The 19,200-nt window shown below is 60.0% G+C and carries 19 protein-coding genes; 9 read left to right on the plus strand and 10 right to left on the minus strand.

Annotation, left to right across the window (positions count from 1 at the left end):
* Positions 1-6 precede the first annotated feature (6 nt).
* On the minus strand, positions 7-2,544 hold the full coding sequence (locus tag QMC91_RS07685; RefSeq protein WP_300237372.1) for a U32 family peptidase: 2,538 nt from the start codon (positions 2,542-2,544) through the stop codon (positions 7-9).
* 399 nt (positions 2,545-2,943) lie between these two features.
* On the opposite strand from QMC91_RS07685, the gene QMC91_RS07690 reads away from it, so the two are divergent.
* Entirely contained in the window at positions 2,944-3,573 is a 630-nt protein-coding gene (locus QMC91_RS07690) for a type I 3-dehydroquinate dehydratase (protein WP_300237374.1), read from the plus strand.
* A gap of 65 nt (positions 3,574-3,638) precedes the next feature.
* Here the strand turns inward: QMC91_RS07690 and QMC91_RS07695 are convergent, their stop codons facing one another.
* The 9 genes from QMC91_RS07695 to QMC91_RS07735 all read right to left on the minus strand — a co-directional run bounded on the left by QMC91_RS07695 (position 3,639) and on the right by QMC91_RS07735 (position 12,242).
* The gene (locus tag QMC91_RS07695; protein WP_300237376.1) at positions 3,639-4,634 is read right to left on the minus strand and encodes a chorismate synthase; all 996 of its coding nucleotides are present in this window, start codon (positions 4,632-4,634) and stop codon (positions 3,639-3,641) included.
* Positions 4,631-5,995 carry a shikimate dehydrogenase gene (gene aroE, locus QMC91_RS07700; RefSeq protein WP_300237377.1) on the minus strand — a complete coding sequence of 455 codons (1,365 nt, stop codon included), beginning with the start codon at positions 5,993-5,995 and terminating at the stop codon, positions 4,631-4,633. Before aroE ends, QMC91_RS07695 begins: the two co-directional genes overlap by 4 nt.
* Positions 5,992-7,260, minus strand: a complete 1,269-nt coding sequence (aroA, locus tag QMC91_RS07705; RefSeq protein WP_300237379.1) for a 3-phosphoshikimate 1-carboxyvinyltransferase — start codon at positions 7,258-7,260, stop codon at positions 5,992-5,994. The genes aroE and aroA overlap by 4 nt, the downstream gene beginning before the upstream one ends.
* Complete coding sequence (locus QMC91_RS07710; RefSeq protein WP_300237381.1) at positions 7,257-8,051, minus strand: prephenate dehydratase domain-containing protein; 795 nt, start codon at positions 8,049-8,051, stop codon at positions 7,257-7,259. Before QMC91_RS07710 ends, aroA begins: the two co-directional genes overlap by 4 nt.
* On the minus strand, positions 8,048-8,875 hold the full coding sequence (locus QMC91_RS07715) for a prephenate dehydrogenase/arogenate dehydrogenase family protein (protein ID WP_300237383.1): 828 nt from the start codon (positions 8,873-8,875) through the stop codon (positions 8,048-8,050). Before QMC91_RS07715 ends, QMC91_RS07710 begins: the two co-directional genes overlap by 4 nt.
* A gap of 4 nt (positions 8,876-8,879) precedes the next feature.
* Positions 8,880-9,866 carry a 3-dehydroquinate synthase II gene (locus tag QMC91_RS07720; protein WP_300237385.1) on the minus strand — a complete coding sequence of 329 codons (987 nt, stop codon included), beginning with the start codon at positions 9,864-9,866 and terminating at the stop codon, positions 8,880-8,882.
* A complete protein-coding gene (locus QMC91_RS07725) occupies positions 9,863-10,648 on the minus strand; it encodes a 2-amino-3,7-dideoxy-D-threo-hept-6-ulosonate synthase (protein ID WP_300237387.1) in 786 nt (261 codons plus the stop codon). The genes QMC91_RS07720 and QMC91_RS07725 overlap by 4 nt, the downstream gene beginning before the upstream one ends.
* Positions 10,649-10,653: 5 nt before the next feature.
* Positions 10,654-11,445, minus strand: coding sequence for a 2-amino-3,7-dideoxy-D-threo-hept-6-ulosonate synthase (locus QMC91_RS07730; protein ID WP_300237389.1), 792 nt, complete (start codon positions 11,443-11,445; stop codon positions 10,654-10,656).
* A gap of 305 nt (positions 11,446-11,750) precedes the next feature.
* Complete coding sequence (locus QMC91_RS07735) at positions 11,751-12,242, minus strand: multiprotein bridging factor aMBF1 (protein WP_300237402.1); 492 nt, start codon at positions 12,240-12,242, stop codon at positions 11,751-11,753.
* Between the two features lie 57 nt (positions 12,243-12,299).
* Between QMC91_RS07735 and QMC91_RS07740 the strand changes: the two genes are divergently transcribed.
* From QMC91_RS07740 to QMC91_RS07775, 8 genes are all read left to right on the plus strand, one after another.
* Positions 12,300-13,538: a proteasome-activating nucleotidase gene (locus QMC91_RS07740; protein ID WP_300237404.1), complete on the plus strand. Its 1,239-nt coding sequence runs from the start codon at positions 12,300-12,302 to the stop codon at positions 13,536-13,538.
* Between the two features lie 575 nt (positions 13,539-14,113).
* Entirely contained in the window at positions 14,114-14,338 is a 225-nt protein-coding gene (hypC, locus tag QMC91_RS07745; RefSeq protein WP_300237406.1) for a HypC/HybG/HupF family hydrogenase formation chaperone, read from the plus strand.
* Positions 14,338-14,679, plus strand: coding sequence for a hydrogenase maturation nickel metallochaperone HypA (locus QMC91_RS07750; protein WP_300237408.1), 342 nt, complete (start codon positions 14,338-14,340; stop codon positions 14,677-14,679). The genes hypC and QMC91_RS07750 overlap by 1 nt, the downstream gene beginning before the upstream one ends.
* Positions 14,676-15,671 carry a hydrogenase expression/formation protein HypE gene (gene hypE / locus QMC91_RS07755; protein WP_300237410.1) on the plus strand — a complete coding sequence of 332 codons (996 nt, stop codon included), beginning with the start codon at positions 14,676-14,678 and terminating at the stop codon, positions 15,669-15,671. Before QMC91_RS07750 ends, hypE begins: the two co-directional genes overlap by 4 nt.
* A 61-nt stretch (positions 15,672-15,732) precedes the next feature.
* Entirely contained in the window at positions 15,733-16,164 is a 432-nt protein-coding gene (locus QMC91_RS07760; RefSeq protein ID WP_300237412.1) for a GNAT family N-acetyltransferase, read from the plus strand.
* 3 nt (positions 16,165-16,167) lie between these two features.
* A complete protein-coding gene (locus QMC91_RS07765) occupies positions 16,168-17,082 on the plus strand; it encodes a phosphatidylglycerol lysyltransferase domain-containing protein (protein WP_300237414.1) in 915 nt (304 codons plus the stop codon).
* On the plus strand, positions 17,070-18,341 hold the full coding sequence (gene pyrC / locus QMC91_RS07770; protein WP_300237416.1) for a dihydroorotase: 1,272 nt from the start codon (positions 17,070-17,072) through the stop codon (positions 18,339-18,341). Before QMC91_RS07765 ends, pyrC begins: the two co-directional genes overlap by 13 nt.
* 194 nt (positions 18,342-18,535) lie before the next feature.
* Positions 18,536-18,853, plus strand: coding sequence for a DUF167 domain-containing protein (locus QMC91_RS07775; RefSeq protein WP_300237417.1), 318 nt, complete (start codon positions 18,536-18,538; stop codon positions 18,851-18,853).
* Positions 18,854-19,200: the final 347 nt, after the last annotated feature.

Here is a 19,200-nt window from a genome sequence, read left to right on the forward strand (position 1 = left end):
CGACTCTCAACCCTCAATCCCCCTGACAAAATGCCCCCCGGTGATCCCACCAAGAGCCCGCCGTTTAACCTCGTCCCTGAGCCCAGGGAGTATACCTGAGTCCCCCCGCGCCACAGCAGCGACCGCAATCCTGTAGAGGCGGGCCATCTCTCCGGCGTAACGGGGGCCCCGGCCCCGTGCATCGATGGCAACGGAATCTATACCCATCCCGGCGATCTCCGGGATGTGATCGATCAGGCAGGTCTCAACCGCGTTTGAGATGTAAGTCCTGCCCTCACAGTCGCATCGAAGCGGAAATACCCGGTTGCGCCCGTCCTGTAGCCCGACAAAACCACTGATGTCTATCGCTTCCCCGCCAACGTTCGCCAAAAGTCGGTCCTCGCTCACCATCGCCTCGATGTTGCCCTGGACCAGCACCTCAAGTTCCAGAGTCCCGCCAGTCGAGGCTGCAAGCCCGGCGAGGTCGTCGGCAGGGAGCTCCGGGGATGCCGTGCACCGCCTGAACAGCCCCTCAAGTCTCGCGGCGGCGCGGTGGTTCCAGAGGTTCAACCCGGCAGCCCCGTAGATGCTCATCCGTGGTTCGGCACGCCTCACAGCATCCGCGGCACCCATCCCGCTCACCATCACCCCGCGAACGCCAGCCCCGTATAGCGATGGCAGGATGGACGTCGCCGTATCCAGGAACGAGCGCCGGGTGATTGCAGGCCATTTCCAGACAACTTCTGCACCCCCTTCGCGACAGACTCTGGCAGCCTCTTTGAGGAGATAGGGGACAGCGGCCACCTCCAGGTAGAGAGTCCTCGCCCCTCCACCGAGAGCGGCCTCCACGCCATCCAGGGTGTCGGTATAGACCGAGACCTGGAGGGGACGGGGTTCACGGCCGAGCAACGCCACCCTTCCAATCCCGGCAAGCGCCGTTTCAAGCCGTTGCCGGGCCGCATTAACCGCCCCCGCATCAGGGCGTCGCGCGGCAAGGAGGGTCTCCTCAACCCGCTCGAGAAATGCCCGCCGGACGCGGTTCAACTCTCCAAGCGGGGCAAAAAGCCCGCCAGGATATCGGATATCCATGTTCCGGATCACAAACTGCGTCCCCCCCGTCTTCCCGAACTGCTCCGCGATCTGCTCTTCTGTCAGCGGCCGGTTCCGTGCCGGTTCCATCCGGAGAGCGGAGCGGTAACGCACCCGGAGCGGTTCGCCGCCGATCGGTTCGACGACCGCCTCCAGACAGGGTGTCTCCCCGTCCCAGGTGACCAGGAGATCGAGTTGCAGCGGTTCAGGAGACGCATCCATTATCCTCTTTGCCCGCTCCTCCAGGTCCATGCTCCTTGTGAGGAAGACTCGTGCACCGGGCCTTACCGGCGCAGGAACGCTGAGTCGTAGCGTGCCGTTCCGGACAGCGGGTGCCCCGCGGATAACCGCTCCCACATCCATCCCGGGATCCTCTCCCCAGAAGACCACGCCGTCACCGGATCCTGGCACTATATCCCCTGTAAGGCGAACGGTTGCCTCCCCCCTCAGCGGGTCGTAACCTGTAACCCGCCCGAGCATTACCCCCCGGTTCCCCGGCCGGTCACGGCCCATGAGATCGTGGGCGCCGAGGATGTAGCCCTCCGTGAACTCCCGGTTGAACGCGAGCGCCAGGTCTCGCAGATCCTCCCTTAAGGGCGACCAGTCGTCCCCGGCGGCGATCGCATCGAGAGCACGCCGGTAAATCCGGGTCACAGTGGCGACGTAAGCGGGAGAACGCATCCTGCCTTCGATCTTTAGCGAGGCCACCGGGGCCTGCACCAGGCGATCGAGGTAGGGATAGACACAGAGGTCCCGCGTAGAGAGGAGGTATCGCTCATTCACGGGCAGGGGCTGTGGCTCCCCCGGCCGACCGTATTCATCCACACCGGCGGTCACGAGCCGGTAGGGTTTCCGGCACGGTTGGGCACACATACCGCGGTTCCCGCTGCGGCCGCCGATAACAGAGGAGAGGAGGCACTGACCGGAGTAAGAGTAGCAGAGAGCACCGTGGGCAAAGACCTCAAGACCCACCCCCTCTGCACGGGGATCGGCAGATATGTCCTCGATCTCGGGAAGGGTGAGTTCCCGCGCCAGCACCACCCTGGAAAAGCCTTCTTCAGCGGCCCAGGCAACGCCTTCACGGTTGTGTATCGTCATCTGGGTGGATGCGTGGAGGGGGAGGCCCGGGACTATCTCACGTGCAACTGCCGCCACACCGAGATCCTGAACCAGGACGGCATCTGCCCCGATCTCGTAGAGTCGGTAGAGGTAGCGGGCCAGATCGGGGAGTTCTGATTCCCTGGCCAGGACGTTCACGGTGACGTAGACCCTGACACCCCGGAGATGCGCATAATCGATTGCGGAGACGAGTTCCTCCTCCGAGAAGTTCGCCGCGTATTGCCGGGCACCGAACCTTCTCCCGGCGAGGTAGACGGCATCGGCACCCGCGCTGACTGCTGCGGCCAGAGCCTCAGGAGACCCTGCCGGCGCAAGCAGTTCCGGCAACCCTGGACCACGATCATGATTGTGCGGCATCTCTCTGTTAGGGTTCGCTCCAGAAGACTATATACCCTGCAGCGGCAGAGGCGTTTCCACATTTATGGGGTTTTTGGCTATACCCTGCTCTGCCCACGAATAACCCGACCGACCGGGAGGTGGGTGGTGATGTCCGAGGGGAAAGCCGTGCACCGGGACGGAAATAAGAGTTGACGCCAGAAAAGTACCTCCCGGAGACTGTACCAGGGAAATGTCATAGAGAAGGAGGAGGTACGGCCTTGCAGCGACATAGGGTCCTTCAAAAATCCGCCCTGGAAGAGGTTCATCAAACCAGGGCAGCCTTGAAGTTACTCTGGTCTGATAGCTTCGAGATCCTCAGAGGCGAATGACACAGGGCAGGCATTTAAGTGATACAGCATGGAAATACATCCTTCAGATATGAAGATCGCCGTATCCGTGGATGACCCTGCCCTCATCAGCGGGGTGCTGGAATACAACCCGGCATTCATTGAGATCAGACTCGACCGTATGGAGGGTGACCTGCTGGATCACGTCCGTGCAATCCGGGAGATGACAGCCATACCCCTGATCGCCACGCTAAGGAGCAGGGAAGAAGGTGGAGACTTTGTCGGCGATGCCGAACTCTGGGCCGGGATAGTCGGGCCAATTGCAAGATACGTCGATATCGTTGACGTTGAAACGCGCTACCGCGAGCATGTCCCATCCCTCAGGAGCCAGGGGGTCAGGATCCTGGCCTCCCTCCACATAGACGAGATGCCCGGCACGGCAGACCTGAATAGGATCGAGAGGACGCTCAGGTCATATGGCGATATCCCGAAGATCGTCGTTCAGCCCGAAAACCCAAACGACCTCATCGACCTACTCCGGTTCACCCACGATGCACAGAAACCAATCTGCACAAGCGTCATGGGCAGCAGGTTCCGTTTCGCACGTGCGATCCTGCCCCTCTTCGGCTCAGAGTTTGTCTTCTGCCACGCAGGAAGGCCGATGGCCGAAGGGCAGTATCATATCAGAGAGATGCGCGAGATCGCTGAACTATTGAGGTGAGGTAGGGGTTCGGGTAAACCGCATCTCTGATCTGACGGCGGGTAACGCCACACCGGTGTGTGGGGCTAACCCCATCCCCGGTACTTCGCCTCTTCAAGCATTGCGTCGATGATCACGAGCGCCAGCATACACTCTGCAACAGGGACGATCCGGGGAGCGATGCAGGGGTCGTGCCGCCCTTCAACCCTTATCTCCCGTTCCACCCCGGCGATATCGACTGTCCGCTGAGGGCTGCGTATCGAGGGGGTCGGTTTTACGGCGAGCCGAACAACGATATCCTCTCCGTTGGTTATCCCGCCAAGGATGCCGCCGGCACGGTTGCTTGCAAACCCCTCTGCGGTTATTGCATCGTTCATCTCGCTCCCCAGGAGTCGGGCTGCGCCGAACCCCTCACCGATCTCAACGGCCTTAACCGCCCCGATACCCATCATGGCGCCGGCAATGGCGGCATCGAGTTTCCCGAAGACTGGATCGCCAAGACCTGGCGGGCAGCCCGAGACCGTCACCTCGACTACCCCACCCACGGAGTCACCTGCATCGCGGGCGGCACGGATCTCTGCCTCCATCGCTTCCCGTCCCCTCACACCATGCACCTCGACGACCTCGCCCCGGATCGCGATGCCGCGCGGCGCAAGCCAGTGGATCGCCACCGCACCGGCAGCGACCCGCCCGAGCGTCTCCCGGCCGGAACTCCGGCCTCCCCCACGGTGGTCGCGTAGCCCGTACTTCACCTGCCATGTATAGTCCGCGTGCCCGGGGCGGTAGACGTCCCGGAGCGCGTCGTAGTCCTCCGAACGGACGTCCTGATTGGCAACTATGAGCGCGATAGGAGCGCCGGTCGTCCGCCCTTCAAACGTCCCCGAGAGGATCTCCACCCGATCTGGCTCCCTGCGTCCGGACTCAAGCGGGGTCTTCCCCGGTCGCCGACGGTCGAGGTAGGGCTGGATATCTCCTTCCACCAGGGGCATCCCCGGTGGGCAGCCATCGATGACCACACCTACAGCCCTGCCGTGACTCTCGCCAAACGTCGTGCACCTGAAATTTCTACCAAACGTGTTCATGAAAGCACCTCCCGAACCTCCTCCGGCGAGACCGCGATCCCGGTGATCAGTCGGAACTGTTCCACAGCCTGGTGGACGAACATCTCCGTGCCGGGTATGGCCTCGCACCCGGCCTCCCTCGCAGCCCGGATGAGAGGCGTATCCGGTGGAGTGTAGACCAGGTCAAACACGGTCATCCCCCGCTCAAGGTCGCTGGCATCAAGCAGGCTCCGGGTGTCCGGCTCCATCCCGACCGGGGTTGCGTTCAGCACCACATCGGTTTCACACCCCCTGAAATCTTCCAGTCCCCCCCAGCGGCAGTTGAACCGTTCTGCAAGTCTCTGTGCCGCATCGGCTCGCCGGGCAAGGACCGTCACCTCCATATCGAGCGAACGGAGGGCGTAGACCGCTGCGGACGCCGCACCCCCCGCACCGAGCACAACCGCCCTGGCGCCCTGCCGGTGGAGAAGCGGCGTCCGTACGCCCAGCCAGTCGGTGTTATGCCCGTAAGACCTCCCACCGCATCTGACCACGGTGTTTGCCGCACCTATTGCCGCAGCATGCTCGTCCACCTCATCCAGGTGACGCATCACATCGGTCTTGAAGGGGATGGTGACAGAGAGACCTTTTGTCGGGAGGAGGGACGCCAGGCGGATGATCGTCCCGACGTCCGGCCACTCAAACCTCGTGTAGTGGTAGTTCATCCCGAACCGTTCAAAGAGCCGATTATAGAGGAACGGGCTCCTGCTGTGGGCACAGGGGTAACCGGCGATGCCACAGACCATCAGCCACGGATCCAGGTCGAGCATCTCCCGCAGACCGGAGAGCCCGAACCGTTCCAGGAGGAGGTCACGCTCGCACCGCTCTTCCGGCGGGATACTTTTTTCCCCGCGGAGGTCTCTGAGGATGGTGCCAGCAACCTCAACCGGTGTTCGGGAACCAGTATCTATACAGGTATCGGCAGCGCCAAGGTAGGCGTCCTTTCGCCGGGCAAGGAGGCTTCGCACCTCCTCCTCTGGCGAGAGAGAGGTCAGCCCCGGCCGGTCGCTCCCGGCGATCCGTTTCCTTATGGCCTCCGGCGTGGCGGAGAGCAGGTAGACCCTCCCCTGCCGCCGCAGGAAGGCGACGTTCGCCGGGTCGCAGACCGCCCCCCCGCCTGTGCTGATCACCCCCTCCACGCCCGCAAGTGACTCGATAACCTCGCGCTCCAGGGCACGGAACCGCGCTTCGCCATGCTGCCGGAAGATCTCCGGGATCGAGACCGAGGCCGTCCGCTCAACCAGTGTATCGGTGTCAAAGAAGGGCAAATCCAGTCGTTCCGCAAGGATTCGACCAACCGAGGTCTTTCCCGTCCCTCGGTAACCGATGAGCACGACCTTCACAGCAACCCCTCCCCATATAGAGCTTCCCAGAACCCTGGAAATGACTTTTCCACGCAGTCAGGGTCCCGGATCACCACCCCCCCCACGGCGAGCCCGACGACGGCAAACGCCATCGCCGTCCGGTGGTCGTCGTGGGGGTTGACAGCCACGCCGTGAAGCGGTGCAGGTTTGATCCTGATGGAGTCCTCCGTCACCTCGACCCCAGCACCCATCCTGCGGAGCGTATCCGCCGTCACCGCGATGCGGTCACTCTCCTTGTAGCGGAGATGTGCCGTCCCGCGGATCGTTGTCGGCGATCCAGCCACCGCCGCCACTGCCGCCAGGGTCTGGACGGTGTCGGGGGAAGAGGACATATCGATCTCTATACCATCAAGATCGCCCGCCCGCTCAACCGTCACCGCGTCCCCACTGGATGTGACGCTGCAGCCCATCGAGACAAGAGCGTCCAGGAACCGGCGGTCACCCTGAACGGAAACCGGGTTCAGGCCCCTTACGGTGACCCTGCCGCCGCAGATAGCCGCGATCGCAAATAGGTAGGACGCCGATGAGTAATCGCCCTCGATCCGGTAATCCCTCCCCCGGTAAGGCACGCCGCTCTCCACACGGAACCATTCGTAGCCCTGTCGCTCAAACCTGGCACCGAATCCCTGCATCACGTCCAGTGTCAGATCCAGGTACGACCGCGAGGCAGGGAGCGCCGGGAGCGTGATCTCCACATCCTCCTCCGCGCATGGCGCTGCCATCAGGATGGACGAGACAAACTGGCTGCTCACGCTCCCGTCGATCTCCGTCCTCCCGCCACGAAGCCTCCCGGAGATCCTGACCGGCGGGTAGCCCGGCCGACCGGGAAACACAATCTCACCCCCGAGCCCCTCCAGCGCCCTGGCAAGGGGGCCGACAGGCCGCTCAAGCATCCTGGGACTGCCGGTCAGCACAACCGGGTGGGGGGCAAGGAGCGCCAAGGATGCAAGCAGTCGCAGTGTCGTCCCCGAGTTTCCGCAGTCGATGGTCACCTCCCCCTCTGTCTGGAAGGTGCCGCCGCAACCGGTGATAAGAATCTCTCCAGGCCGCCACTCGATCGCCACTCCGAGAACCTCAAGTCCCGCAGCGGTCAGTTCCGTATCGACCGCCCGGAGAGGGTTCGCGATACGCGTCTTCCCCTCCGCGAGCGCTCCCGCAATCAGCGCCCTGTGGGTGTAACTCTTTGAAGGCGGCGCCTCAAAGACCGCTTCGACCGGGCCGGTCCGCGAAACCCTGACCATCATACTCCGGGCACCTCCAGACGGGGGTAGCACCCGAGTTCTCTCACCGTTGTCATGCCACTGAGTTCCTCCTTCGCCTCCCACCAGCCTTCAGAGATCTCAAGGTCGATGAAGAAGAGGTACTTCCCCATACCCCTCCGGGACGGCCGCGACTCTATCCGGGTAAGATTGATCCCGCGTCGGGCAAAAACCCCCAGGATATCGGCAAGGAGACCGACCCGATCGATCTCCGGGTCAACCAGGAGACTGCACTTCGTACATCCTGCAACATCACGGGGGAGAGTAGAGATCTCGACAAACCTGGTGGTGTTGTCCTTCCGGTTCTGAACGTCCCTCAAGGCGATCGGGAGGCCGTAGATCAGCGCCGCCATCTCTGATACTATGGCACCGGCGTTCTCGTTTCGTTGCATCGCAACCGCACTCGCAGCGTTGCTGCTCGTGTGAACGACTTCCACCCCGAGATCGTCGAGGAAGAGGGAACACTGCTCGTGTGTCTGAGGATGGGCGTAGATGACCGAGAGGCGCGAAGGATCGCCCCGCGCCGCAAGGTGATGGCGAACGGGCATGTAGGCCTCGGCGGTGATCGAGACCCCAAACTCCATCAACCCCTGGAGCGTCTCCCCCACGCCTCCGGCCTCCGAGTTCTCGATCGGCACAAGCCCGCTGCCCGAACCGGTCGCCACCCCGGAAATGATCGAACGGATCGTCGGCATGAGTTTGATATCGTCGCCGTATAGTCGTGTTGCAAGGTCGTGGCTGACCGTGCCGGCCGGTCCGAGCGTCAGGACGGTCATCGACCGCCCACCACGTGGTTGATGAGGTCGTCAGTCTCTTCGGTTGCAGACTTCAGGTAAGAGGTGTAATGCCCGGCATTGGCGGCAAAGAACTCCTGGAACCGATCGGCATCCCCGGCCTCTACGATCTCCCGGAGCGCCATGACCGCCTCCTCAAACCTGGCGAGCACCTCCGGTATGGCCGGGTTCATCTGGAGGATATCCCCGTAGAGGCCGGCGTCCTGGGCAAGGATCCGTCCAACCAGCCCCATCTCGATCCTGTATATGGGGCTTGTGAATCGGAGAGACTCCGCAACGTCAGTTCCTGTCCGTCGGATGGCCTCAGCCTTTGCGAGCGTCACAAAGTGGGTAAGACCCTGGATCACTGCCATCATCAGGTCGTGGTCTTCCGCTGTTGAGATGGTGATCTCCGCCCCCTGCTCACGAAAGACCGAGAGGAGAGTATCGAGGGTCTCCTGGCGGCATCGAGCCGGGGTTGCAACGATCGTCTGACCCCGTAACGACGCGACGCCGGGCCCGAACATCGGGTGAAGCCCGATCACTTCTGCACTGGAGGTAAGCATTGCCCGGACCGGTTCGACCTTGAGGGAGGTGAGATCGCAGAAGATCTGGTCCTCCGAGAGCAGCGGTGCGATCTCGCGTATCACCTCCACGGTGACGCGGATCGGCACCGAGACCATCACAAGGTCTGCTGTCTCCGCAACATCCCGGTTCGTGAGTTCTGTCCTCCTCCCGGAGACGACCGTCTCCCAGCCCGCGGCCTGAAAGACACCTTCAAAAAACCGCCCCATCTGACCCGTGCCGCCGATGATACCTGCAATCATGCCCTCACTTCTCCATGATAGTCTCGGCGACGGCTATCCCGAAGTGTCGCCCGCCCTCCGCCAGACTGCCGAGCACCCGGTCACCCACCGCCAGCGCGGCTACGGATATGGGCGTGCCATCTTCTCTCACAAGACGGATAGTCTCGGCGTTCTGGAGTACCAGACTCGCCTTCGCCTCTCCTGACCTCGCCTCCACAAGGAGGAGAGGACGGCGCTCGATCTTCAGCCTGCCGACAACCGCCTCGTGGCTCTCCCCCGAGTGCTCCACGATCAGCACCCGGTCACCCACCGAGAGGTCAGAGAGGTATGCGGTCTTGCCGTCGGGCAGGAGAGTGTAAGCGTGCACCGCTCCGGCGTTCACCCTGAACGGCCGGGGCGCCACATAGGGGTTTTCCAGGGTCTCCGGGTGCACCAGCAGGAACGCCGATGAGGTGTTTCCGACGAGCATCCCCTCTCCATCCGCCAGGATTGAACAGGTATCCACACATACCCGGTCGCCCATCCCGACAGGGATGATCCGGGTCACCTCGAATGGGACGAGGGGGACTGGCGCGGTTGAACCGGCGATCACCTCTGCCACCCGCCGGATCTCCTCCGGGTCATCGGTTGAAAGCAGGATCCCCGCCACACCACGCTCAAGGACGGTCAGGGCGACCTTCGCCTCCTCGACGTTCGAGACTGCAGCGATGATCCTCCCCGACTGCGCAACCAGGTTCTCCAGGGGGATCACCGTCCAGTCCCGTGTCCTGACGATCACCTGGCCCTGCCGGGAAAGCCGGACTGCCTCCTCCTCGGAATCTTTGTCAACTATCTCAACCTCAAAGACGTCTCTCCCGGGAACCAGGTCACCGTCAGGTGCGACCGTCCTAACGCGCCCGAGTTCCCGAACGCGTTCCGGATCATCGACGAGAAGGGCATCTGCCCCGCTCTCGATCGCCGTGGTCGCGAGGTCTTTTCTCCAGGGCCGGAGATCAACCCAGAACAACTTCATTGCTCCGTCCCCAGGGCTTCGGTTGGACTTACACCCTCATGCACCACCCGGCAGACCGCGGCCACGAACCGTGCGGTATCATGGCGCTGGAAAGCGTTCCTACCCATGCAGACCCCCGCAGCACCAGCGTCAACGGCGTCCCGAATGGTTGTGAGCGTCTCAAGGTCACCCCCCTTCTCGCCTCCGGCGATCAGGACGGGTACCGAACACGCGGCAGTGATCTGCCGAAACGAGGCAGGATCCCCGGTGTAGTTCGTCTTGATCAGGTCGGCACCGAGCTCCTCGGCGACGCGGACACAGTGCCCGACCGCCTGCGGCGATACAGGATCGATCCCTTTGCCGCGTGGATAGATCATGATCAGCAGCGGCATACCCCAGCGGTTGCAGTCCCTGACCACTTCGCCCGCCGATTCTATCATCCGCGACTCGTTCGGCGCGCCAAGGTTGATGTGGATCGAGATACCGTCGGCGCCGAGCGCAACCGCCTCTTCCACGGTGCATACAAGCACCTTGTCGTTTGGATCAGGGTTCAGCGAGGTGCTTGCGGATAGGTGGACGATGAGCCCGATATCCTTTCCACTCTTCCGATGCCCCCCCTTAACCATGCCTTTGTGGAGGACGATGGCGTTTGCACCCCCTTCGCTCACGGCGTTGACGGTTTCTGGCATGTTGCGGAGCCCCTCGATCTGCCCCATCGTGAACCCGTGATCCATTGGGATGATCACGGAGCAACCGGTGTTCCGGTTCATAATTCTCTCAAGCCTGATCTCTTTTCCGATCATGGTTATCAGACTCTTAGAATCTCCATCGCTTCATCTGCTGACCGCCCCCCATGGACGATCATTGCTGCGGCGCGGATGAGGCGGTCGGGCGCCGGGTGCTGGAAGGCGTTCCTCCCGATCGATATCCCGGCAGCTCCACCATTCATTGCGCCTTCCACCAGATCCAGGATCGCACGCTCATCGGTCTTTGAACCCCCCGCGACCACGACTGGCACCGGGCACCCCCGGGTCACCTCACGGAACGAGTCAGGATCCCCGGTGTAGACCGTCTTGACTATATCGGCACCGAGTTCCGCTGCCACGCGGGCCGCAAGTTTGACGCTCTCGAGATCGTGCTCATCTGCGATCTTCCTGCCCCTGGGGTACATCATCGCAAGGAGCGGCATCCCCCACTCTATGCACTCAACCGCGATCCTGCCCAGATCCTGGAGCATCCGTGCTTCCGAGTCAGCACCAACGTTGATGTGCACCGAGACTCCGTCAGCACCCATCTTCATGGCGTTTGTGACCGTGTTGACGAGAACCTTATCGTTTGGGTCAGGACCAATGCTGGTGCTCGCAGAGAGATGCATGATCAGACCCACATCACGACCGTGCCGGCGGTGACCGTGCAGAGCAAGTCCGAGGTGCCCGATCACAGCGTTTGCTCCGCCTTCAGCAACCAGATCGATCGTCTTCTCAACATCGATCAGCCCCGGGATGGGGCCGAGCGTCACCCCGTGGTCGAGCGGCACGATGATGGTCCTGCCGGTGTTTCGATCCATAATACGTTCCAGACGAATCTCTTTACCTCTCATAACCATTCTCCTCCCGGAATTTGATGATACGGTCTTTTCCGGGAAAGATCAAAACTGGCTAAACCAGTTAAAATAGCGATAGATACCTGCCGCTCCGCTGTTATGGGGATCGGCGGTAAAAAATCGGCGAATTACTCCTGCGCAGGTGATGGCAACTCCGTTAACCGGGGTAAAAGCGGTCACCGGCGAAAAAACATTCACCACGCATTGGAAGTAGCATTATCTGTTCATGTATAAAAACATGCCGATACCCCCTCGGGCGAGAGTCAGGAGCACCCCGTCCGGGCCAATAATGTGGGAATGGCTTATTTCCGACTCTTTTTAAAGGAAATAACATCTCCGACGGTCGTTGTCACCCGGCCAGGTCCCCCTGTGGAGGTGGAGTCTTCACCCGAGTCTATCAATCTGATATTGAGCGCCTTCTCAAGTTTCTGCCGGACATCATCCTCGGGGATGAGGTCCCCCTTCTCGATCTTCTTGATCAGGAGCTCGCGTTCCTTGATCGCCTGTGCAAGGTCAAGCGTGGACCAGCCTCGCTCTTCACGGGCCGCGCGGATCCGGTTCGTGTAATCCTCGACCAGTTCGCCTTCCATCAGGTCAAAGACATCTCTGGATCTCCGCCGGGGGGTTTGTGGAGCAGCGAACCCCTGTGTCTTCTGCGAACCAACACTCTGGCGTGGTTGCTGGACTTCTGTACCGTATTTTGCACATCGAGCGCAGACGCGGAGTTCCGCCCCTTCGATCTTGATGATTTTCGACTGTCCCTGGATGGGAGCACCGCATAGTTCACACTGCATAACTCTCGCAAACAACTTTATATTTATTTTAACCTATATAATTAATCGAGGGGACATATGGGAGATTTTGCCCGGCAGGCACCAGACAAGGAAACCGGTGAAGACATCTACCAGTACCTCCTTGAACGGATCAGCAGCCTCGAAAACCGGAACCTGGAACTGCGCGAGCAATTCAGACAGATGGAGTCCGAGAAACGCTACATCGAGACCCAGAAGATCCGCTACGAGCGCGAGCTCCGCAAACTTAAGAGCGAGATAGAGCAACTCAGGAGTCCCCCCCTCGTTATCGGTACGGTTACCGATGTTATCGACAGTAACAGGGTGATTGTGCGTAGCAGCGCGGGGCCGCGGTTCCTGGTTCGCACCTCCCAGCTCATAGACCCCGAACTCCTCAAGCCAGGGGTGCGGTGCACGCTCAACCAGCAGTCCCTTGCGATCGTTGATGTGCTACCCACGAGTTATGACGCGCAGGTCTATGGTATGGAACTTGTCGAGTGTCCGGAAGAGACCTACGAGCACATCGGCGGCCTTGAACCGCAGATCGAAGAACTCAGGGAAGCCGTAGAACTCCCCCTCACGAAGCCCCACCTCTTTGAAAGGGTCGGGATATCCCCGCCGAAGGGCGTGCTCCTCTACGGCCCGCCGGGGACGGGAAAGACCCTCCTCGCACGCGCGGTAGCCCACCACACGAATGCGCACTTCCTTCGGGTTGTCGGCTCAGAACTGGTTCAGAAATACATCGGTGAGGGTGCCCGTCTGGTCAGAGAACTCTTCGACCTTGCGAAACAGAAAGCCCCGTCAATAATCTTTATCGACGAGATCGATGCGATCGGCGCGCAGCGGAGCGACTCGACAACCTCCGGCGACCGCGAGGTGCAGCGGACTCTGATGCAACTCCTGGCCGAGATGGATGGGTTCGATAACCGGGGTGATGTCAAGATCATCGCCGCAACCAACCGGATCGATATTCTTGACCGCGCCCTCCTGCGACCCGGTCGATTCGACCGGATGATCGAGATACCGCTCCCCGACCACCGGGGAAGGCTTGCCATCCTTAAGATCCACACCAGGCACATGAACCTTGGCAAAGACGTCGATCTTGCCGAGGTTGCCAGGCTAACAGAGGGCAAGAACGGTGCCGATCTAAGGGCGATATGCATGGAGGCGGGCATGTTTGCCATCAGGATGGAGCGCGAAACCGTCACCAACGAGGATTTCATGAAAGCGATCGAGAAACTCTCGGTGGACTTCGATCGCCACCATATCCATACAAACTTCGGCGAGATGTTCGCCTGATAAAACCTTTTTTATCCAGGTCTGACACCAGGAACGGTTTTCTGGGTGAGAGTGGAAGAGAAGCGGTGCCGACCAATTGTAGAGTCCGGCAAGTGATGTTTTCGTATGAAAATGACCCCCGATCTTCATCCGGTATGCCTGTAGCCCTGACGGGCATCATGTGGTTTTTTAGTGAGGCTTAGAAAGACAGGGGGGCTTTCCCCCCGTCAGCCTCTCCCTGAAATAGCGATTCTCAACCGATACAGTGCCAGGGAAATTCCCTTCACAGGGTTCCAGGCGCGATAACTTACCTGAAATTTTATCCTGTCACTGACACGGCTTCCCACCGCCAATCGCCACGTACTGCCCGCGCCGCTACGTAGAAACTGTGGCGAGTTTATGCCTCAGATCGCTTATTTTATGGCAGCATGTCAAGGGATCATAAAGAATGTGTCATTCAGCCCGATTTATGGTGCACCGGCATGTGAAACCGCTGCATGAGCGCAAGGATACGACCGTTCTCCGGCAACCCCTTCTGCAGCATGATCAACCTTTTTTGACACGCAGACAAAACTAACAGAAGAGGAAGAGAGGTCATGTGTATTGCAATACCCGGTGAGGTAATCGAGATAAAAGAGGGCAACATCGGCGTCGTCGACTTCGGCGACCTGCAGCAGGAGGTCCGGCTCGACCTTGTCGATGTCAGGGTCGGTGAGTTTGTGCTCGTCCATGTGGGGTTCGCCATCCAGCGCCTCAGCAGAGAGGAGGGGCTTGAGACCCGCGAGGTCTTCAAGCAGGTCTACGCTGCGATGGAGGACTGATGCACGAGTACAGCATCGCCTACGACATCTACACAACCGCCCGCCGGGCTGCGGTGGAGAACAACGCAAAAGAGGTGAAACGTATCTCTGTGAACGTCGGCAGGATGGCAATGGTGAACCCCGAACAGGTGGAGTTCCTCTTCAACGTCATCATCGAGGACGACCCGCTCTTCCCGGCGACCGAACTCTCCTGCCAGAACGTCGATGTGCGCACACGTTGCTCCTGCGGTTACGAGGGGGACGAACGGTTTGTCTGCCCCCAATGCGGGAAGCTTCCTGAGATCGTTGCAGGAATGGAGATTGTGGTCACCAACATCGAGATAGAAGTGGACGAAGAATGAAGGTCAATCTCATGCACGGTGCCGGCGGCGAGGTGATGGGCGAACTGCTGCGCGTCATCACCAACCTGAAGCACAACAACGCCGGCGGGATAGGGCTCGAATCGCTTGACGACGGCGCGGTCATCCCACTAAACGGCCAGAACATCGTTTTTACGACCGATAGCCATGTTGTCTCGCCTATCTTCTTCCCCGGAGGGGATATAGGGCGTATCGCCATATGCGGAACGATCAACGACCTTGCCATGATGGGTGGGCGACCGATCGCGCTCTCCTGCGGCATGGTCATCCCCGAGGGGTTCGAGGTTGCAGACCTCGAGCGGATCGTCGCTTCTATGGATACCGCACTTGGAGAATGTGGTGCAAGCCTTGTCACCGGGGATACCAAGGTGGTGGAGCGAGGTGCGCTTGACACCATCATCATCAACACCAGCGGCATCGGCATCGCTGAGCGGGTGGTACGGGACAGCGGGCTTTTGGTCGGCGATCTGATCATCGTCAGCGGCACCCTCGGTGACCACGGCATCGCCATCATGGCCCACCGGGAGGGATTCGATTTCGGCGGCCAGATCAGGTCCGACGTCTCCCCTCTATGGCCGCTTATCGAGCGGGCGCTTGCTGCCGGTGACATTCACGCCATGAAAGACCCGACAAGAGGAGGGTTTGCTAACGCCATAAACGAGATGGCAAGGAAGAGCGGCGTTGGGGTTATAATAGAGGAGGAGGAACTCCCCATCAGGACGAGCGTTCGGAGCGCCGCCGGTATGCTCGGCATAGATCCCCTCGAGGTGGCAAACGAGGGAAAGGTCGTCATGGGGGTCGCGCCCGATGATGCAGAGACCGTTCTTGAGGTACTGCGCTCGCACCCTTACGGGCATGATGCAGCGATCGTCGGCGAGGTCGTCGAAGGATCGCATGTTGTTATGCGGACGGCAGTGGGGGGAGAGAGGTTCATCGAACCACCGATCGGTGACCCAGTACCACGGGTCTGTTAGGGAGCAACCACCTCTTTTTTTCTCAAGGTTGCTCCAGAATGGCTCTTTACGGAGAGATTCAATGGTAGATGGGACAGAGGTCGAGATATGTCTTGTGGACTCGTGGGATGTGGAGGCGATTGAGGATCTCTACCGGTCTGGCGGTTGGTGGAAAGAGGAATGGGACCCGGCAGGCCTGACCAGGCTCATCAGAGGAAGTTTTGCCTTTGCCGTCGCAGTCGAGCACTCGAGCGGGAGGGCGGTCGGTATGGGGAGGGTGATCTCAGATGGAGTCTCTGACGGCTACGTTCAGGATCTGGTCGTCCTCCCGGACTGCCGGGGCCGGGGCATCGGAACGATGATCTTATCTGCGCTGCTCAAAGAATGTAAGTCTGCAGGTATCACCTGGATCGCCCTTATAGCCGAGCCCGGAACCGAGACATTTTATACCGGGCTTGGTTTCCAGAGAATGGAGGGGCATACACCAATGCGGTGGTACCCTGAAAAGAGATGAAGAATGTTGAGATTTGCTGATTTCAAACCCGTGAAACTGGAAGACCACGAACTCTTTCAGGAGCATTATCAACACTACCCACAGGTGCATAGCGACAACACGTTCGCGAACATGGTCTGCTGGAACCACTATGCGGATTACCGCTTCTGTAAATCCGGTGACTCGATAGTCCTTTCAAGTACCATCGATGGTGTAACCACCTTCCGTTACCCGATCGGGCCGGAAGATCCCGATCTGCTCGATGAGGTCATCGAACTCGCACTCAGGGAGGGTGGAGAGATACCTATGCAGGTTCTCGATCCAGGCGGCGAAGCATTCCTCCGGAAACGCTATCCCGACCTACCACTGCACCCCGACAGGAACTTCTTTGACTACGTCTATCGGACGGCGGACCTCGCCGATCTCCCGGGTAAGGGTTACGCCACAATACGGCATCAGGTGCACCGGTTTGCGCGGGACTACAAATACGCCATCGAGGAGATCACCCGAGATAACCTGGACGACGTCTGGGAATTCCTGGTAATCTGGTGCGAGTGGCGCGAGTGTGACTCCATGCCCATCCTTGCTTACGAGAGAGATGCAATCCTGTTTGCTGTGAACAACTTCTTTGAGATCGGACTTGAAGGCTGGGCTATAAGGATCGGAGACTCCATCGGGGCGATATCGATTGTGGGGCCGGTGAACAGAAGTATGGCCGTTGTCCACTTCGAAAAAGCGCTTCCTGAGACCTATCGCGACATCTACAAGGTTATCATGAGCGATACGGCAAGGGCGCTTCGTGACCGCTACCGCTACATCAACCGGGAGTGTGACATGGGTGTACCGGGGCTCCGCGACTCAAAGACCCGCTACCACCCCACCTGCATGATTGAAGTCCACTATGCGACCCGGGACGACCTGGAGGCATGCTGCCGGTGACCGCCGACCTGGTGCTCCGGAACGTTACACTGCTTACCGGAAGGTGCGCCGACATCTCAGTTACCAGCGGCGTTGTCAGTCACATAGGCGCAGCGGTTCGAGCCGATGAGACGATCGACTGCAGCAGGTTTACCTGCCTTCCCGGCGCGGTCGACATGCACGTCCACATGCGGGGCGGGGTTCAGGCAGATAAGGAGGACTGGTGCTCGGGCACGGTAAGCGCGGTCGCCGGCGGGGTTACACTCGTCGTTGACCAGCCTAACACCGTCCCCCCAATCACCACGGCCGAGCGCCTCCTTGCACGGATTCACGAGGCTGAGGAACAGGCCGTGTGCGGGTTTGCCATTAACGCCGGCGTCCTCCCGGATGCGGACCTGACAGGAATGTGGAAGGCAGGAGCGATGGCGTTTGGAGAGATATTCGCAGCACCGTCGAGTTACGGTGAAGGACTCGACCCGGAGAGCCTGAGGAATCTGTTCGCCCGTATCCACGCCCTCGGTGGGCTTGCCACCATCCATGCCGAGGAGGTCTGCGGGATGGCGCCGGAAACCCTCGCCGAGCACGACCGGGCTCGGCCGCCTGAGGGCGAGGCACGCGCTGTAAGAAGGGTTGGCGAACTCGCACCAGGAGAGATGCGGCTCCATTTCTGCCACCTGAGCACCGCTGCCTCGGTCAGGGCCGCACACGGCACCGTGGAGGTGACACCGCACCACCTCTTCCTCTCATACGAAGACTTCGATCCGGACGACACCCTGGCACGGGTTAACCCGCCGCTGAGGGACAAAGCGACACGACGCGCTCTCCGGTCATGCTGGGATGCGATCGACGTCATTGCCTCTGATCACGCCCCCCATACTCTTGCCGAGAAGAAGGTGCAATTCGGGAATGCACCTTCAGGGATCCCCGGTCTCGAGACGATGGTCCCGCTCCTGATGGCGGAGGTGCACCGGGGGCGACTCAGCCTCTCATCCGTTATTGAAAAGACCTCATGGAAACCCTCGGAAATCCTCGGCATCTCCCGCCCGGGGTTTGAACCTGGCGATCGGGCGGACTATGCCCTCTACCCTGACGAACTCAGCCGGATCGATGCTTCCGGCCTCCATGCGAAGTGCGGGTGGTCGCCGTTCGAGGGGCATGAAGCGATCTTCCCGGAAGTGGTGATCGTTGGGGGGGTGCGGGTCTACGCCCACGGCGACCTCCAGGAGAGACACCCGCAATTCTACCCCGGCGAAGGATATTTATCGCACCCGGATAAATAATGCTGAGCCGATAAAGCGCACCTTATAGGTCCCCGGGCGATCGTCGGCATGACGCCTGGATATGAACCACGGGACAACCCGGGTGCGCGACAGGCACGCCCGGCATATGGGTTCGATCGGGTGAGGGACGGCACAGGCCACCAGTGATCCTGGATCGTTAGTGCCGGGCGACATTCGTCCAAGGGGCTTTTCTGATGGAGACCTATGTCGATGCTATCTCCGAAACGCCACACGGAGTGACACTTGCTCTCGATGTTACAACAGGCGCAAAACGGTCTCTGTTCCCCGCAGGTTACAACGAGTGGCGCCAGAGTATACGATGTCATGTGGCAGCACCCGCAATAGGTGGAAGAGCAAACCGTGCCATCATAGACCTCCTGGCAAAGACTTTTGAGGTGCCCCGTGGCAACGTGACGATCGTTGCCGGATATGCGTCTTCATCAAAGGTTGTGTCGATCGCCGGTCTGTCACGTTCCCGTGCTCTCGAATGCCTGAAGCGATCCAATACATGAAATGTCCATAGGAGGCGTAACCTACAATTTTACGGGAGTCGATACTGGTACTTTTTTACGCATTGCACAAAAATAATTGGGATCTGCTATTTGACGGCATTCATCCCCTTCCTTCCGTCGAGGGCATTCTGCCTGTATCCTTCGTAAAAGAAGAGAGTAGAAGAACAAAGTAAAATAGGGGTTAAAACCTATTTCTGGTTTGAATTATTCACTTAAAAAAAATTGCGATACGGCCCCATCTGATTTAAGTAATCGTATCCTAAATATATATCAACCCGTATATCCGCGCATAAAGTAACCGTGTGGGTTACGGAAATCATGATTATATCTACATAGGAGGGCAGGGC

Origin of the sequence: Methanoculleus sp. (assembly GCF_030019085.1) — an archaeon.
In the GTDB taxonomy this organism is placed as follows: Archaea; Halobacteriota; Methanomicrobia; order Methanomicrobiales; family Methanoculleaceae; genus Methanoculleus.

Excerpts from the sequence above, each read along its gene's own strand:
- QMC91_RS07685 (WP_300237372.1), bottom strand. The coding sequence starts at position 2,544 with ATGCCGCACAATCATGATCGTGGTCCAGGGTTGCCGGAACTGCTTGCG.
- QMC91_RS07690 (WP_300237374.1), top strand. The coding sequence starts at position 2,944 with ATGAAGATCGCCGTATCCGTGGATGACCCTGCCCTCATCAGCGGGGTG.
- QMC91_RS07695 (WP_300237376.1), bottom strand. The coding sequence starts at position 4,634 with ATGAACACGTTTGGTAGAAATTTCAGGTGCACGACGTTTGGCGAGAGT.
- aroA (WP_300237379.1), bottom strand. The coding sequence starts at position 7,260 with ATGATGGTCAGGGTTTCGCGGACCGGCCCGGTCGAAGCGGTCTTTGAG.
- QMC91_RS07710 (WP_300237381.1), bottom strand. The coding sequence starts at position 8,051 with ATGACCGTCCTGACGCTCGGACCGGCCGGCACGGTCAGCCACGACCTT.
- QMC91_RS07715 (WP_300237383.1), bottom strand. The coding sequence starts at position 8,875 with ATGATTGCAGGTATCATCGGCGGCACGGGTCAGATGGGGCGGTTTTTT.
- QMC91_RS07720 (WP_300237385.1), bottom strand. The coding sequence starts at position 9,866 with ATGAAGTTGTTCTGGGTTGATCTCCGGCCCTGGAGAAAAGACCTCGCG.
- QMC91_RS07725 (WP_300237387.1), bottom strand. The coding sequence starts at position 10,648 with ATGATCGGAAAAGAGATCAGGCTTGAGAGAATTATGAACCGGAACACC.
- QMC91_RS07730 (WP_300237389.1), bottom strand. The coding sequence starts at position 11,445 with ATGAGAGGTAAAGAGATTCGTCTGGAACGTATTATGGATCGAAACACC.
- QMC91_RS07735 (WP_300237402.1), bottom strand. The coding sequence starts at position 12,242 with ATGCAGTGTGAACTATGCGGTGCTCCCATCCAGGGACAGTCGAAAATC.
- QMC91_RS07740 (WP_300237404.1), top strand. The coding sequence starts at position 12,300 with ATGGGAGATTTTGCCCGGCAGGCACCAGACAAGGAAACCGGTGAAGAC.
- hypC (WP_300237406.1), top strand. The coding sequence starts at position 14,114 with ATGTGTATTGCAATACCCGGTGAGGTAATCGAGATAAAAGAGGGCAAC.
- QMC91_RS07750 (WP_300237408.1), top strand. The coding sequence starts at position 14,338 with ATGCACGAGTACAGCATCGCCTACGACATCTACACAACCGCCCGCCGG.
- hypE (WP_300237410.1), top strand. The coding sequence starts at position 14,676 with ATGAAGGTCAATCTCATGCACGGTGCCGGCGGCGAGGTGATGGGCGAA.
- QMC91_RS07760 (WP_300237412.1), top strand. The coding sequence starts at position 15,733 with ATGGTAGATGGGACAGAGGTCGAGATATGTCTTGTGGACTCGTGGGAT.
- QMC91_RS07765 (WP_300237414.1), top strand. The coding sequence starts at position 16,168 with ATGTTGAGATTTGCTGATTTCAAACCCGTGAAACTGGAAGACCACGAA.
- pyrC (WP_300237416.1), top strand. The coding sequence starts at position 17,070 with ATGCTGCCGGTGACCGCCGACCTGGTGCTCCGGAACGTTACACTGCTT.
- QMC91_RS07775 (WP_300237417.1), top strand. The coding sequence starts at position 18,536 with ATGGAGACCTATGTCGATGCTATCTCCGAAACGCCACACGGAGTGACA.